Below are 15,311 nucleotides of genomic sequence, written 5' to 3'. Positions count from 1 at the left end.
TCGCTCGGTGCCTGGGTTGCGGCATCCGAGACCACCAAGGCACGGGGGAAGAAGTCGAGCAACCGCAAGGCGGCATCTGCAGTCATCGGGCGGGCCTCGAAGAAGGTGGCGACAGCCATCATGCTGATGCTTGGCGCCGCTCTGCCCGCTGCCGCCGTGACGTCCCTCGGAGGCGGTGTCGCCAACGGCGTACGCTCCATCGCGATAGGGGGAACTACCGCGAACTGCTCGCCGCAGGCTGACAGCAACTACAGGCTGTATGGCGGCGGGACCACGGCCAACCAAGGTGCGATTGCAGCTGGCCAAGAAAGTATTGCCATCGGCACAAATTGCAACTATCCGACGTGGGCCTATGGCGAAAGCTCGTTTGCGCTTGGCGTGAACGCGATGGCCTACGGCAATTACTCCTTTGCCATGGGGCGCGACTCCAAGGCGACGGCCGAGCGTGCGCAAGCATGGGGCTACGGTGCCTACGCCGGGGGCACGGGCGCTATCGCGCTCGGTAGCGCTACGGTCATCAACAATGCGTCGCAAGGCGATGGACCCAGCGCGCTGGCTGCGGACGCCGTGGCAATCGGACGGGCTTCCAGCGTTGCAGCGACGGCCACCTCGGGCATGGCGATCGGGCGTGGCGCCGCTGTCAGCGGTGCCTACGGCATTGCGCAGGGCGATGGAGCCACCGTGAGCAACACCAATGCGGTTTCGATCGGCAAATCGACGACGGCTTCGGGCGCCAATTCCGCCATCGTCGGCGGCCAGGCCGAAGCTAGGGGCAAGCAGTCGCTGGTCTTCCAGAACAACGCAGATGCCGACATCGTGGCGGCGGGCCTGCCCTCGGGTTCGCGATGGGTGGCAGTGGACGGGACCTCCGACTATTCCGTCGCCATCGGCGGCATGGCCCGGGTCGTCAATTCCACCAATGCCATTGCTCTCGGGCACAACGCGCGCGTGAGCTCCGGCGCCAATGGGGCCATCGCGTTCGGCTATGGCGCCGTGGCATCGGGTGCCAATTCGATCGCTGAAGGCACCAATGCCCAGGCGCTGGGCCTCACGACGATCTCCATCGGCAACGCTGCGGTGGCATCCAAGGACCGCACCATCGCCATCGGCACCGGCGCGCAGGCCAGCGGCGTGCAGTCGATCAGCATTGGCACCGGCAATGTCGTGTCCGGCAACAACTCGGGCGCGCTGGGCGATCCCAGCTATGTGACCGGCGCGGGCACCTACACTCTCGGCAACGACAACGGCACGCTCGCCAATCCGATCGCGGCAGACAACGCGGGCGCATTCGGCAACAACAACCTGATGAGCGCGGCGGCGGACAACAGCCGCATTGTCGGTAACGGCAACAGCACCGGCTCGGCCAACACGATGATCGTGGGCAACAACGTGAGCATCGGCACGGGGCTCGATGGCGCTGTCGTGCTGGGCAACAACAGCACCGTGTCTGCGGCCGTCGATACGCCGAGCACCACCATCAACGGCATCACCTACAGCTTCGCCGGCGGCGCGCCGGCCGATGGCGATGTGGTGAGCGTCGGTTCGGCCACCGCGCCGCGCCAGATCCAGAACGTGGCCGCCGGCCGCATCAGCAGCACCAGCACCGATGCGATCAATGGCAGCCAGCTTTATGCGACGAACCAGGCCATCGGAACCCTGGGCGGTACGCCGATGACCTTCACCGGCAACACCGGCACGGTGGACCGGAAGCTGGGGGAGACGCTGCGGATCAACGGTGGGGCGACCACCTCAGGCAGCTACTCGGGCGCCAATCTCAAGACCGAGGTTGTGGGCAACGAGGTGCAGATCAAGATGGCTGACGCACCGGTGTTCGCGAGCCTGAGCACCACCGGCGGCGCCAGCATCGGCGGCGACCTGAGCGTGGCGGGCACGACCACCACCAACAATCTCACGGCCACCGGCACGACCAGTCTCGGCGGCCCCACCACCCTCAGCGGCGGCACCACGATTAGCAACAGCCTGACGGTGACCGGCGGCACCGCCGTGGACATGGGCGGCAATGTCATCACCAACGTGGGCGCGGGCACGGCCCCGACCGACGCGGCCAACGTGGGCCAGGTGAACAACGCGGTGTCCGGCGTGACCACGAGCGGCCTGAACTTCACCGGCAACGACGCCACGGCCGGCAACGTCCATCGCGACCTGGGCCAGACACTGGCGATCAATGGCGGCGCGACCACGGCCGGCAGCTACTCGGGCGCCAACCTCAGGACGGTGACCGACCCGGCGACGGGCGCGATCAACCTGCAGATGGCTGACGCACCAGCGTTCGCGAGCCTGAGCACCACGGGCGGCGCCAGCATCGGCGGCGACCTGAGCGTGGCGGGCACGACCACCACCAGCAATCTCACGGCCACCGGCACAACCACCCTGAGCGGCGGCACCACGATCAGCAACAGCTTGACCGTGGCCGGCGGCACCACGGTGAACATGGGTGGCAATGTCATCGCCAACGTGGGCGCCGGCCAGCTCAGCAGCAGCAGCACCGATGCGATCAACGGCAGCCAGCTTTATGCGACGAACCAGGCCATCGGAACCCTGGGCGGTACGCCGATGACTTTCACCGGCAACACCGGCACGGTGGACCGCAAGCTGGGCGAGACGCTGCAGATCACCGGCGGCGCAACCACGGCAGGCAGCTACTCGGGCGCCAACCTCAAGACCGAGGTTGTGGGCAACGAAGTGCAGATCAAGATGGCGGACGCGCCGGTGTTCAGCAGCCTGAGCACCACCGGTGGTGCCAGCATCGGCGGTGATCTGAACGTGGCGGGAACGACCTCCACCAACAACCTGGTAGCCGTCGGAGCGACAACGCTCAGCGGCCCGACCACCATCAGCGGTCCCGCCACCCTCAGCGGCGGCACCACGATCAGCAACAGCCTGACGGTGACTGGCGGCACCGCCGTGGACATGGGCGGCAATGTCATCACCAACGTGGGCGCGGGCACGGCCCCGACCGACGCGGCCAACGTGGGCCAGGTGAACAACGCGGTGTCCGGCCTGACCACGAGCGGCCTGAACTTCACCGGCAACGACGCCACGGCCGGCAACGTCCATCGCGACCTGGGCCAGACACTGGCGATCAATGGCGGCGCGACCACGGCCGGCAGCTACTCGGGTGCCAACCTCAAGACCGTGACCGACCCGGCGACGGGTGCGATCAACCTGCAGATGGCTGACGCACCAGCGTTCGCAAGCCTGAGCACGGCGGGCGGTGCCAGCATCGGCGGGAACCTGGGTGTGGCGGGAACGGCCACCACCAACAATCTCACGGCTACGGGAACGACCAACCTGAACACGCTCAACGTCTCGGGCGCGAGCACCCTCGGTGGTGGCTTGAACATGGCAGGCAGCACCATCTCCAACGTCAGGGCGGGCGTGAGCGCGACGGATGCAGCGAACGTGGGTCAACTCACCGCCTTGGGCGACACGCCCCTGACTTTCACCGGAAATACGGGAACGGTGGACCGCAAGCTGGGGGAAACGCTGAGCATCAGCGGTGGCGCGACCACGGCGGGCACCTACTCGGGTGCCAACCTGAAGACCGAAGTGGTGGGCAACGAGGTGCAGATCAAGATGGCTGACGCACCGGTGTTCAGCAGTCTGACCGCCACCGGCGGCGCCAACATCGGTGGTGACTTGGGTGTGGCAGGCACGACCACCACCAACAATCTCACGGCCACCGGCACGACGAGCCTGAACACGCTCAACGTCTCGGGCGGGACCACCCTTGGGGGCGGCCTGAACATGGCAGGCAGCACCATCACCAATGTGGGCAATGCGGTCAACGGCACCGATGCCGTGAACCTGAACCAGGTGAACACAGCGGTGTCGGTCGCAACGACGAGTGGCCTGAACTTCACCGGCAACGATGCCACGGCCGGTGACGTCCATCGCAACCTGGGCCAGACACTGGCGATCAATGGCGGCGCGACCACGGCAGGCACCTACTCGGGTGCCAACCTCAAGACCGTGACCGACCCGGCGACAGGTGCGATCAACCTGCGGATGGCCGACGCACCGGCGTTCGCAAGCCTGAGCACGACGGGCGGCGCCAGCATCGGCAGCGACCTGAACGTGGTGGGCGCGACCACCCTCAGCGGAGGCACCACCATCAGCAGCAGCCTGACTGTTAGCCCTGGCACGACGGTGGACATGGGTGGCAACATCATCACCAACGTGGCGGCCGGGGTGAACGGCACCGATGCGGCCAACGTAGGCCAGGTGAACACTGCGGTTTCCGGCGTGACCACGAGCGGCCTGAACTTCACCGGCAACGACGCCACGGCCGGCAACGTCCATCGCGACCTGGGCCAGACGCTGGCGATCAATGGCGGCGCGACCACGGCTGGCAGCTACTCGGGCGCCAACCTCAAGACCGTGACCGACCCGGCGACGGGCGCGATCAACCTGCAGATGGCTGACGCACCAGCATTCACGAGCCTGAGCACCACCGGCGGTGCCACCATTGGCGGCAATTTGAGCGTGGCGGGCGCGACCTCCACCAACCATCTCACGGCCACCGGCACGACCAATCTCAGCGGACCCACCAACCTCAGCGGCGGCACCACCATCAGCAACAGTCTGACGGTGACCGGTGGCACAGCAGTGGACATGGGCGGCAACGTCATGACCAACGTAGGCGCGGGCACCGCGTCCACCGATGCGGCCAACGTGGGCCAGGTGAACAACGCGGTCTCCAGTGTGACCACGAGCGGCTTGAACTTCACCGCTAACGACGCTACGGCCGGCGATGTTCACCGCAACCTGGGTCAGACACTCGCGATCAATGGCGGCGCAACCACAGGAGGCACCTACTCCGGTAGCAACCTCAAGACCGTGACCGACCCGATTTCGGGCGCGATCCATCTGCAGATGGCTGATGCGCCGGTGTTCAGCAGTCTGAGCACTACGGGTGGCGCAAGCATCGGCGGCAGCTTGAGTGTGGCGGGCACGACCACCACCAGCAATCTCACGGCCACCGGAACGACCAATCTCAGCGGACCCACCAACCTCAGCGGCGGTACCACCATCAGCAACAGTCTGACGGTGGCCGGCGGCACCACGGTGAACATGGGCGGAAACACCATCACCAACATGGCTGCCGGGGTGAACGGCACCGATGCGGCCAATGTGAATCAGGTGAACACCGCCGTATCCGGCCTGACCACGAGCGGCCTGAACTTCACCGGCAACGACGCCACGGCCGGCAACGTCCATCGCGACCTGGGCCAGACGCTGGCAATCAATGGCGGCGCGACCACGGCCGGCAGCTACTCGGGTGCCAACCTCAAGACCGTGACCGACCCGACGACCGGTGCGATCAATCTGCAGATGGCTGATGCGCCGGTGTTCAGCAGTCTGAGCACCAGCGGTGGTGCCAGCATCGGCGGCAGCTTGAGTGTGGCGGGAACGACCACCACCAACAACCTCAGTGTGACCGGCACGACCAGTCTCAGCGGCCCTGCCAACATCAGCGGACCCACCTCCCTCAGCGGTGGCACCACCGTCAGCAACAGCTTGACGCTCGCCGGCGGAACGACCGTGGATATGGGCGGCAATGCGATCGCCAACGTGGGCAATGCAGTCAACGGTACCGACGCCGTGAACCTGAACCAGGTGAACACAGCGGTGTCGGGTGCAACGACGAGTGGCCTGAACTTCACCGGCAACGATTCGACCGCCGGCGACGTCCACCGCAATTTGGGCGAGACGCTGGCCATCAGCGGCGGCGCAAGCACGGCCGGCACCTATTCGGGATCCAACCTCAAGACCGTGACCGATCCGACGACCGGCGCGATCAACCTGCAGATGGCCGACGCACCAGCGTTCACGAGCCTGAGCACTACGGGTGGCGCCAGCATCGGCGGCGACCTGAACGTGGCGGGGACGATCACCACCAACAATCTCACGGCCACCGGCACGACCAGCCTGAACACACTCAACGTGACGGGGGCGAGCGTCCTCGGCGGCGGCACGACCATCAGCAACACCTTGACGGTGAGCCCGGGCACGACCGTGAACATGGGCGGCAACGTCATCACCAATGTAGGCGCAGGCACCGCTGTTACCGATGCGGCCAACGTGGGCCAGGTGAACAACGCGGTCTCCGGCCTGACCACGAGCGGTCTGAACTTCACCGGCAACGACAACAGTGCCGGTGACGTCCACCGCGACCTGGGGCAGACGCTGGCGATCAATGGGGGTGCGACCACGGCTGGGAGTTATTCGGGCGCCAACCTCAAGACCGTGACCGACCCGACGACGGGTGCGATCAATCTGCAGATGGCCGACGCACCGGTGTTCGGCAGCCTGAGCACCACCGGCGGCGCCAGCATCGGAGGCGACCTGAGTGTGGCAGGAACGACTGCCACCAACAATCTCACGGCCACTGGCGCGACCAGCCTGAATACCCTCAACGTGAGTGGTGCAACCATCCTCAGCGGCGGCGCCACCATCAGCAACAGCTTGATGGTGAGTCCCGGCGCCACGGTGGACATGGGTGGCAACACCATCGCCAACGTGGCTGCCGGCGTGAGCGGCACCGATGCGGCCAACGTGAACCAAGTGAACACTGCAGTGTCCGGCGCGACCACCAGTGGCTTGAACTTTACCGCCAACGATGCCACCGCCGGCGACGTCCACCGCAACCTGGGTCAGACACTCGCGATCAACGGCGCGGCAACCACAGGAGGCACCTACTCCGGCGCCAACCTCAAGACCGTGACCGACCCGATCTCGGGTGCGATCAACCTGCAGATGGCTGAAGCGCCGGTGTTCAGCAGCCTGAGCACCACCGGCGGCGCCAGCATCGGCGGCGACCTGAGCGTGGCGGGCACGACCACCACCAACAATCTCACGGCCACCGGCACGACCAGTCTCGGCGGCCCCACCACCCTCAGCGGCGGCACCACGATTAGCAACAGCCTGACGGTGACCGGCGGCACCGCCGTGGACATGGGCGGCAATGTCATCACCAACGTGGGCGCGGGCACAGCCCCGACCGACGCGGCTAATGTGGGCCAGGTGAACAACGCGGTGTCCGGCCTGACCGCGAGCGGCCTGAACTTCACCGGCAACGACGCCACGGCCGGCAACGTCCATCGCGACCTGGGCCAGACACTGGCAATCAATGGCGGCGCGACCACGGCCGGCAGCTACTCGGGCGCCAACCTCAAGACGGCGACCGACCCGGCGACGGGCGCGATCAACCTGCAGATGGCTGACGCACCAGCGTTCGCGAGCCTGAGCACCACAGGCGGCGCCAGCATCGGCGGTGATCTGAACGTGGCGGGAACGACCACCACCAACAACCTCATAGCCGTCGGAGCGACAACGCTCAGCGGCCCGACCACCATCAGCGGTCCCGCCACCCTCAGCGGCGGCACCACCATCAGCAACAGCTTGACGCTGGCCGCTGGCACCACGGTGAACATGGGCGGCAACGTGGTCAGCAACGTAGGTGATGCGGTCAATGGCACCGACGCCGTGAACCTGAACCAGCTCAATCAGATCGGCACAGTTGCCGGAAGGGGCTGGAACGTACAGGCCAATGGCGGCGCGCCGGACAACATCGCGCCTGGCGACACGATGAACGTGGTCAATGGAAGCAACACCACCGTCGAATACGACCCGCTGACCAACCGGCTCAAGGTGGGCGTCGTAGATGCTCCGACGTTCAGCAGCCTCAGCACCACGGGCGGTGCCAGCATCGGCGGCGACCTGAGCGTGGCGGGCACGACCTCCACCAACAACCTGACCGCCACTGGCACGACCACCCTCAGCGGCGGCACCACCATCAGCAGCAGCTTGACAGTGAGCCCGGGCACCACGGTGAACATGGGCGGCAACGTCATCACCAACGTGGGTACGGGCACCGCGGCCACCGACGCGGCCAACGTGGGCCAGTTGAACACTGCGGTTTCTGGCGCGACCACGAGCGGCCTGAACTTCACCGGCAATGACGCCACGGCTGGAAATGTTCATCGCGACCTGGGCCAGACACTGGCGATCAATGGCGGAGCGACCACGGCAGGCAGCTACTCCGGCGCCAACCTCAAGACCGTGACCGATCCCACGACGGGTGCAATCAATCTGCAGATGGCTGATGCGCCGGTGTTCAACAGCCTGAGCACAACGGGCGGCGCCAGCATCGGCGGCGACCTCAGCGTGGCGGGCACGACCACCACCAACAACCTGACGGCTACCGGCGCGACCCACCTGAATACGCTCAACGTGGCGGGCGCGAGCACTCTCGGCGGCCCCACGACGCTCAGCGGCGGCACCACCATCAGCAACAGCCTGACGGTGGCTGGCGGTACCACGGTGAACATGGGCGGCAATGTCATCACCAACGTGGGCACGGGCACCGCGGCCACCGACGCGGCCAACGTGGGCCAGGTGAACGCGGCGCTCTCTGGCGTGACCACGAGCGGCCTGAACTTCAGCGGCAACGACAACAGCGCCGGCAACGTTCATCGTGACCTGGGCCAAGTACTGGCCATCAACGGTGGTGCGACCACGGCTGGCAGCTACTCGGGCGCCAACCTCAAGACCGTGACCGACCCGGCGACGGGCGCGATCAACCTGCAGATGGCCGATGCGCCGGTGTTCGGCAGCCTGAGCACCACCGGTGGTGCCAGCATCGGCGGTGACCTGAACGTGGCGGGTACGACCACCACCAACAATCTCACCGCCACGGGTGCAACCAGCCTCAACACGCTCAACGTCTCGGGCCCGGCCACCCTCAGCGGCGGCACCACCATCGGCAACAGCCTGACGGTAGCCAGCGGCACCACGGTGAACATGGGCGGCAACACCATCACCAATGTAGGCAATGCGGTCAACGGCACCGATGCCATCAACCTGAACCAGCTCAACCAGGTCGGTACGGTGGCCGGCAAGGGCTGGAACGTTCAGGCCAACGGCGGCGCGACGGACAACATCGCACCCGGCGACACGGTGAATGTGGTGAACGGCAGCAACACCACGGTCGAGTACGACCCGGCGACCAACCGGCTCAAGGTGGGCGTGGTGGATGCACCGACATTCAGCAGCGTGACCACCGGCGACCTGACGGTGAGCAACAACGCCACCATCGGCGGCACCCTGAACGTGACGGGACCGACCGTGCTCAGCGGCGGCACCACCATCAGCGGCGGCCTGACCCTCACCGCCAACACGACGGTGAACATGGGCGGCAACGTTATCACCAACGTTGGGACGGGCACCAACCCCGGCGACGCGGTGAACATGGGCCAGCTGAACACGACCAACCAGAACGTAGCGAGCCTGGGCGGCCGAGTGAACGAAGTCGAAAGCAGCGTGACGGCGATGCAGGGCGACATCACATCGATCCGGGGCGACGTGTCGGCGCTCGACGGCCGGGTAACCAACGTCGAGAACACCGTCAACACCATCAACAACGGCGGCGGCATCCGCTACTTCCGCCACAACGTGGGCGATGCGTCCATGCCCGATGCCACGGCCGATGGCAGGGCATCCGTGGCGGTGGGTTCCGGCGCCAGGACGACGGCTGCCGCCACGCAGGGTGTCGCCATGGGCATCAACGCCGAAGTGGCGGCCGCCAACGGCACGGCGCTGGGCTCCAACACCAGTGTCAGGGTCGAGGGCGGCGTCGCACTGGGCGAGGGCTCCGTGGCTTCCACTGCGGCGGGCATCAAGGGCTATGTGCCAGGTTCGGCCACCGCCGAGCAGGCACGGGCGATCGAGGCGACCACCAGCACCAGCGGGGCAGTGAGCGTGGGCGATGCCGCCAATGGCCAGTTCCGCCAGATCACGGGCGTGGCCGCGGGCACGCAGGACAGCGACGCCGTGAACGTGGCCCAGCTCCAGGGGGTTGCGGCGGCGGCGTCGAACAGGTGGACGACGGGCAACACCGCCCACTACGTGGCGCCCCAGGCCTCGGGCAGCGAGTCGCTGGCCACCGGCTCGGGCGCCCGTGCATCGGGCGCGAATTCAATGGCCAGCGGCAACGAAGCCATCGCCAGCGGTGCCAACGCGGTGGCGGTGGGCAACGGCGCCGTGTCCAGCGGCATGTCGTCCACGGCGCTGGGGCAGGGCGCGAGCGCGAGCATGTCCAACAGCGTGGCGCTGGGTGCGGGTTCCGTGGCCGTGCGCGGCGCCCAGACGGGCTACGCCGCCGCGGGGCTGAGCGTGCCGCAGAACTCCGCCGGTGAAGTGTCGGTGGGCAGCGAAGGCAATGAACGCCAGCTCACCAACGTGGCTGCGGGCAGTGCCGGCACGGATGCCGTCAACGTCAACCAGTTGAATGGCGCGATGGCGAATGTCAACAAGGCGTTCAACGCAGTCAACCAGCGTATCGACAACGTCGAGAAGGATGCGAATGCAGGCTCCGCAGGGGCGATGGCCATGGCCAGCATGCCGCAGGCTTCCATTCCGGGCAAAAGCATGATGTCCGCCGGCGTTGCGAGCTACCAGGGGCAGACGGCCATTGCCATCGGCGTCTCCAAGCTCTCGGACAACGGCCGCTGGGTGGTCAAGTTCAACGGTTCGGCCAACACGCGCGGCAAGGTTGGTGTGGCGGTGGGCGCAGGATTCCACTGGTAAGCAGCAACAACAAAAAGAGAACCATGAAAAAAATGCGAAAACAGGTGCTGGCTTTTGCTGTCGCGGGCGCGCTGATGGGGCTTCAGGGTTGCGGTACCGCCTGGGTGAGCAAGGGATTGACGGATGACGGCCGCGTGAGCGAGCCGGTCTTCCCGGACATCCAGAAAGACGCCTGGCAAAAGGAGGGCACGTTTCCCAATGTGTCCAATCTGCATCAGGTGGCACCGGGCATGAGCAAGGACCAGTTGCAAGACCTGCTCGGCAAGCCGCATTTCAGCGAAGGCCTGGTGGATGTGCGCGAGTGGGACTACGTCTTCAATCTGCGTACCGGGCAGGGCCCCGCTTTCATCACCTGCCAGTACAAGGTGATCTTCGACAGCAGGCACAAGGCGCAGTCGTTCCACTGGCAGCCGGCAAGCTGCCCCGGGCAGTAAGAAGAAAGCGCCTCAGTCGTGCAAGCGTTCAGCCACGAACTCGCGAAACAAGGCCATCGACGGCGCCTCGGTGCGGCCGACAAGGGTCACGATGGCAAAGCGCGTGCCACTCAGGAGCGGCGGCGTCGTCACCAGCTCGACCAGCTCGCCGGTCTGGAGGCCGCTGCGCGCTGCCGTCACGATGCCAAGAAAAATCGCGTCCGACACCCGGACCGTTTCGATCAGGCTCGCGATCTCTTCGCAGCGCAGGCTCACGGCCTGTTGCGGATTGGCCCGAGGGCCGAAATGCTGAATGAGGATCTGCGTCACTTCCTCGACCAGCGGCGTCGACGCCAAGGGGTAACGAAGCACGTCGTCGAACGACACACCTTTCTTGTTTTTCTTCTTCGCGGCCGCCAGCAGCGGGTGGCCGCGCCTGCAGACAAAGCCGGCCCGCATTTCGCTCACTCGCTCGATGCGCAGATCGGGCGCGGGCACCAGGCCGCGCGTGTCGATCACCAATGCATCGAGCGTGCGCTGGCGCAGCTGAAGCAGCTGCACTTCGATGGAGCCGCGCGCAACATGCACGCGTACCTCTGGATGCTTCTGCGCGATGTGAATCAGGAACGGCGTCATGAGCATGGCGCCAGGGCCGGAACCCAGGCCGACGCGGATCTCGCCGGCATTGCCCTTCTTGAGCAGTTCCGCGTTGCGTCGAAGTTCAGCGGCCTCGAACACCAGGCGCCTGGCGCGCGCTGCCACGGCCTCGCCCAAGGGCGTGAGTTCATTGCGCTTGCCCATGCGATCGATCAGGCGCGCATCCAGATCGTCTTCGAGCATGCGGATGCTGCGGCTCAGGGCCGACTGCGTGAGATGCAGTTGCTCCGCGGCGCGGCTGAACGAGCCGGTTTCGGCAACGGCCAGCAAGTGCTCCAACTGTCTGAGGTTCATGGCCTCTGCTCCCTTGCATGAGTCTTTCTTCTTATATCAAGAAAAATTATGCATTAGACAAATAGTAGGCGCATTCCTACATTTGCGCCCAGCCATCGTCCCCATCCAATGTCCCCACGAGAAGCGCCGTGATCCCCTCTGAATTGCTGAAGAAAGCCGCGATCCTGCTGGCTGGCCTGTTGCTGCTGGCGGGCGGCGCCGTGGCGGCGGACCCTCCCTTCCCGTCGAAGCCGGTCGTGATGATGGTTCCCTATCCGGCGGGCGGTCTCTCCGACACCATTGCGCGCCTCGTGAACAACTCGCTTTCGAAGCAGCTGGGCCAGCCGGTACCGGTCGAAAACCTGGGCGGTGTGAGCGGCGCGATCGCGGCGCAGAAAGTGGCGGGGGCACCGGCGGACGGCTACTACCTGTTCCAGGGCTCGCCCAACGAGTTGATTCTTTCGCCGCTGGCCAATGCCGCTGTCAGGTTCAAGAGCGAGGAGTTCCGGCTGGTGCAGATGATTGGGGTGGCGCCGATGGTGATCCTGGCCCGCAAGGATCTTCCCGCCAACACGGCCGACGAGCTGGCCACGCTCGCGCGCAGCGTCTCCAGGACCCGGCCGCTGACCTATGGCAGCGTGGGCGTCGGTTCGCTCTACCACGTGCTGGGCGAGCACATGGCGCAGACCCTCGGCGCGACGATGGTCCACGTGCCCTACAAGGGCGGGGCGCCGCTGCTGCAGGACCTCGGTGGCGGCCAGCTCGACTTCGTCATGCTGCCGGTGTCCCTGCAGCAGATCGCGCTGGCCGAGCAGGGGCGTATCAAGATCATCGCCAGCATCAACGCCACGCGCACCGAGTTGCCGGCGCTCAGGAACATTCCCACGGTCAATGAAGGCCAGCTGCTGAAAGGCTTCAACTTCTCGACCTGGACCGGCTACTTCGTTCGCAAGGACACCCCCGACGAGGTGGTGCTGCAGCTGAACAAGGCGTTGGGCGCGGTGCTGTCGGAGCCGGCGGTGCGCACCCAGTTGGAGGCGCAGAACACGCTGCTGGCGCAGCCGATGAGCCTCTGGGCGGCCGACAAGGCTTATGCGGCCGAGACCGCGCGCTTCCGCGCGATTGCCAAGGCCATCAACCTGCAGCCCCAGTAGGCAAGAAGAGCCGATCCATGAGCGCCATGTTGGAGACCCTGCAGGCCCATGCTGATGAATTCGTGGCCGTGCGCCGCGACATCCATCGCCACCCAGAACTCGCATTCGAGGAATTTCGCACCAGCGACCTGGTGGCCGAGCGTCTCGCGTGCTGGGGCTATGCCGTGGAGCGCGGCCTTGGCGGCACCGGCGTGGTCGGCCAGCTCAGGCGTGGCACGGGCAGCAAGCGCCTGGGCCTGCGTGCCGACATGGATGCGCTGCCCATTGCCGAGGCCACGGGCCTCGCGCACGCCAGCACGCGCCCCGGTGTCATGCACGCCTGCGGGCACGACGGCCACACCGCCATGCTGCTCGCGGCGGCGCATCACCTGGCCACGCAAGGGCAGTTCGACGGCACCCTCAACCTGATCTTCCAGCCCGCCGAGGAAGGGCAGGGCGGCGCCAAAAGGATGATGGAAGACGGGCTGTTCGCCAAGTACCCGTGCGACGCGATCTTTGCCATGCACAACATGCCCGGCCACCCGCAAGGCAAGCTGCTGCTGCGCGACGGCGCGGCCATGGCCTCGTCGGACCACGTGACGATCACGCTCGAAGGCACGGGCGGCCACGGCGCCATGCCGCACCGCGCGGCGGACCCGGTGGTGGCCGGATCGGCCATCGTCATGGGGCTGCAAAGCATCGTCGCGCGCAACATCGATCCGCTGCACATGGCAGTGATCACGGTCGGCGCATTCCATGCCGGCGCGGCCAACAACGTGATTGCGCAGAGCGCCACGCTCAAGCTCAGCGTGCGGGCGCTGGACGGCGGTGTGCGAGACACCCTGGAGCGCCGCATCACCGAGCTTGCGCATGGGCAGGCGCAGAGCTTGGGCGTGACGGCGCGGGTCGACTACCAGCGCAGCTATCCGGTGCTGGTCAATACACCCGCGGAGACGGAGTTTGCGCGGCAGGTGGCATTGGAACTGGTGGGCGCGGACCGTGTCGAGCTGCAGGCCCGCGCGCTCACCGGCAGCGAGGATTTCGCCTTCATGCTGGAGCAGGTGCCGGGCAGCTACCTGCTGATCGGCAATGGGGACGGCTCGGCCGACGGCATCAACGATGGCCATGGCGCCTGCATGGTGCACAACCCCGGCTACGACTTCAACGACCGCAACCTGCCGATCGGTGCAGCCTACTGGGCTCTGCTGGCGCAGCGCTTCCTGGCCTGAGCACCTGGCACGCGCGACGGGCTGAACGCCGATGTACAACCGCTGGTCCACGTCCCATATTGCGGTGCCCCAGCGCGCCGAGTTCTGGCGCGCGGCGAGCCAGGATGCGCTGACGCCGATCACGCCGCACATTCCCAGGATCGAGAGCTTCGATGCCACGCTGACGACCCGCAGCATGGACAACCTGATACTCAACGAGGTGCAGGTGGCAACCAGCCACGACGTCGAGTGCACCGACCTCGACCTGTCGCGCAGCGAGATGCCCTTCGTGTTCGTGGACCTGTACTTGTCGGGCCACGTTCAGGCATCGCAGCAGGGCCGCGAGATCATCGCGAGGCCGGGCGAGCCGTTCCTGATCGACGGGCGCCGGAACTACAGGCTCGACCATCCCGATCCGGTGAGCATGCTCGCCCTGGCCGTGCCCTACACGGCGCTGGGCAGCCGTGCGCCAGCGGTGGAGGGCCTGATTGCGCAGCACCTTCCCCATCGGGCGTCGCTTCAGCTGCTGGCCGGCCAGATGCGCACGCTCAGCGCATGGCCCCATGACCTGGAGCCTGACGAAGCCAGCCATGTGGCGGACGTCCTCGTGGGCACATTGCAGGCCGTGCTGCAGGGCACCGGCGACGAGTCGCTGGCTGCCACGAAGCACAGGTGCTTCTTTCGGCGCAGGGTGCAGCAGATCATCGACCAGCAGTACGCCGATCCGGCGCTGTGCCCCGCCAGCGTCGCGCACCAGATGGGGATCTCGGTGCGCACCTTGCACGCGCGGCTCGCGCAGGATGGCACGAGCTTTGGTGCCGAGCTGATGGCGCGCAGGCTCCAGCGCGCCCACGCCATGCTGCGCGGCGGCCCGCACGGCACCGCGACCGTCATCGAGATTTCGGCGCGCTGCGGCTTCAGTTCTCCCGCTCATTTTTCCAGGCGCTTTCGCGCCCGCTATGGGGTTTCGCCCGGAGCGGTGCGGCGAAAGGACTGAACAACAACAGGAACAGGAC

6 protein-coding genes and 1 pseudogene are annotated in these 15,311 nt (G+C 66.4%); 6 read left to right on the top strand and 1 reads right to left on the bottom strand.

The features are described 5' to 3' along the window. Positions 1 to 27: 27 nt before the first annotated feature. From ACAM54_RS29995 to ACAM54_RS29985, 3 genes and pseudogenes are all read left to right on the top strand, one after another. Positions 28 to 393, top strand: a pseudogene (locus ACAM54_RS29995) (hypothetical protein); the annotation flags it as partial. Beyond that, positions 388 to 10,611: a YadA-like family protein gene (locus ACAM54_RS29990; protein ID WP_369651914.1), complete on the top strand. Its 10,224-nt coding sequence runs from the start codon at positions 388 to 390 to the stop codon at positions 10,609 to 10,611. The pseudogene ACAM54_RS29995 and the gene ACAM54_RS29990, both read left to right, overlap by 6 nt. Before the next feature lie 23 nt (positions 10,612 to 10,634). Continuing rightward, positions 10,635 to 11,045 carry an outer membrane protein assembly factor BamE gene (locus tag ACAM54_RS29985; RefSeq protein WP_369651320.1) on the top strand — a complete coding sequence of 137 codons (411 nt, stop codon included), beginning with the start codon at positions 10,635 to 10,637 and terminating at the stop codon, positions 11,043 to 11,045. Between the two features lie 12 nt (positions 11,046 to 11,057). Here the strand turns inward: ACAM54_RS29985 and ACAM54_RS29980 are convergent, their stop codons facing one another. Further along, the gene (locus ACAM54_RS29980; RefSeq protein WP_369651321.1) at positions 11,058 to 11,975 is read right to left on the bottom strand and encodes a LysR family transcriptional regulator; all 918 of its coding nucleotides are present in this window, start codon (positions 11,973 to 11,975) and stop codon (positions 11,058 to 11,060) included. A 128-nt stretch (positions 11,976 to 12,103) separates the two neighbouring features. Here ACAM54_RS29980 and ACAM54_RS29975 point away from each other — a divergent pair, with 128 nt between their 5' ends. The 3 genes from ACAM54_RS29975 to ACAM54_RS29965 are packed head-to-tail and all read left to right on the top strand — an operon-like array spanning position 12,104 to position 15,292. Next, positions 12,104 to 13,108 (top strand): tripartite tricarboxylate transporter substrate binding protein, encoded by a 1,005-nt coding sequence (locus tag ACAM54_RS29975; RefSeq protein WP_369651322.1) that lies wholly within the window; start codon positions 12,104 to 12,106, stop codon positions 13,106 to 13,108. 17 nt (positions 13,109 to 13,125) lie between these two features. Beyond that, positions 13,126 to 14,316, top strand: coding sequence for a M20 aminoacylase family protein (locus ACAM54_RS29970; RefSeq protein ID WP_369651323.1), 1,191 nt, complete (start codon positions 13,126 to 13,128; stop codon positions 14,314 to 14,316). Between the two features lie 31 nt (positions 14,317 to 14,347). Further along, positions 14,348 to 15,292, top strand: a complete 945-nt coding sequence (locus tag ACAM54_RS29965) for an AraC family transcriptional regulator (RefSeq protein WP_369651324.1) — start codon at positions 14,348 to 14,350, stop codon at positions 15,290 to 15,292. Positions 15,293 to 15,311: the final 19 nt, after the last annotated feature.

Origin of the sequence: Variovorax sp. V93 (assembly GCF_041154485.1) — a bacterium.
Lineage (GTDB): Bacteria > Pseudomonadota > Gammaproteobacteria > Burkholderiales > Burkholderiaceae_C > Variovorax > Variovorax beijingensis_A.
This window is presented reverse-complemented; position numbering and strand designations above follow the sequence as displayed.

Excerpts from the sequence above, each read along its gene's own strand:
- ACAM54_RS29980 (WP_369651321.1), bottom strand. The coding sequence starts at position 11,975 with ATGAACCTCAGACAGTTGGAGCACTTGCTGGCCGTTGCCGAAACCGGC.
- ACAM54_RS29985 (WP_369651320.1), top strand. The coding sequence starts at position 10,635 with ATGAAAAAAATGCGAAAACAGGTGCTGGCTTTTGCTGTCGCGGGCGCG.
- ACAM54_RS29970 (WP_369651323.1), top strand. The coding sequence starts at position 13,126 with ATGAGCGCCATGTTGGAGACCCTGCAGGCCCATGCTGATGAATTCGTG.
- ACAM54_RS29965 (WP_369651324.1), top strand. The coding sequence starts at position 14,348 with ATGTACAACCGCTGGTCCACGTCCCATATTGCGGTGCCCCAGCGCGCC.
- ACAM54_RS29990 (WP_369651914.1), top strand. The coding sequence starts at position 388 with ATGGCCTACGGCAATTACTCCTTTGCCATGGGGCGCGACTCCAAGGCG.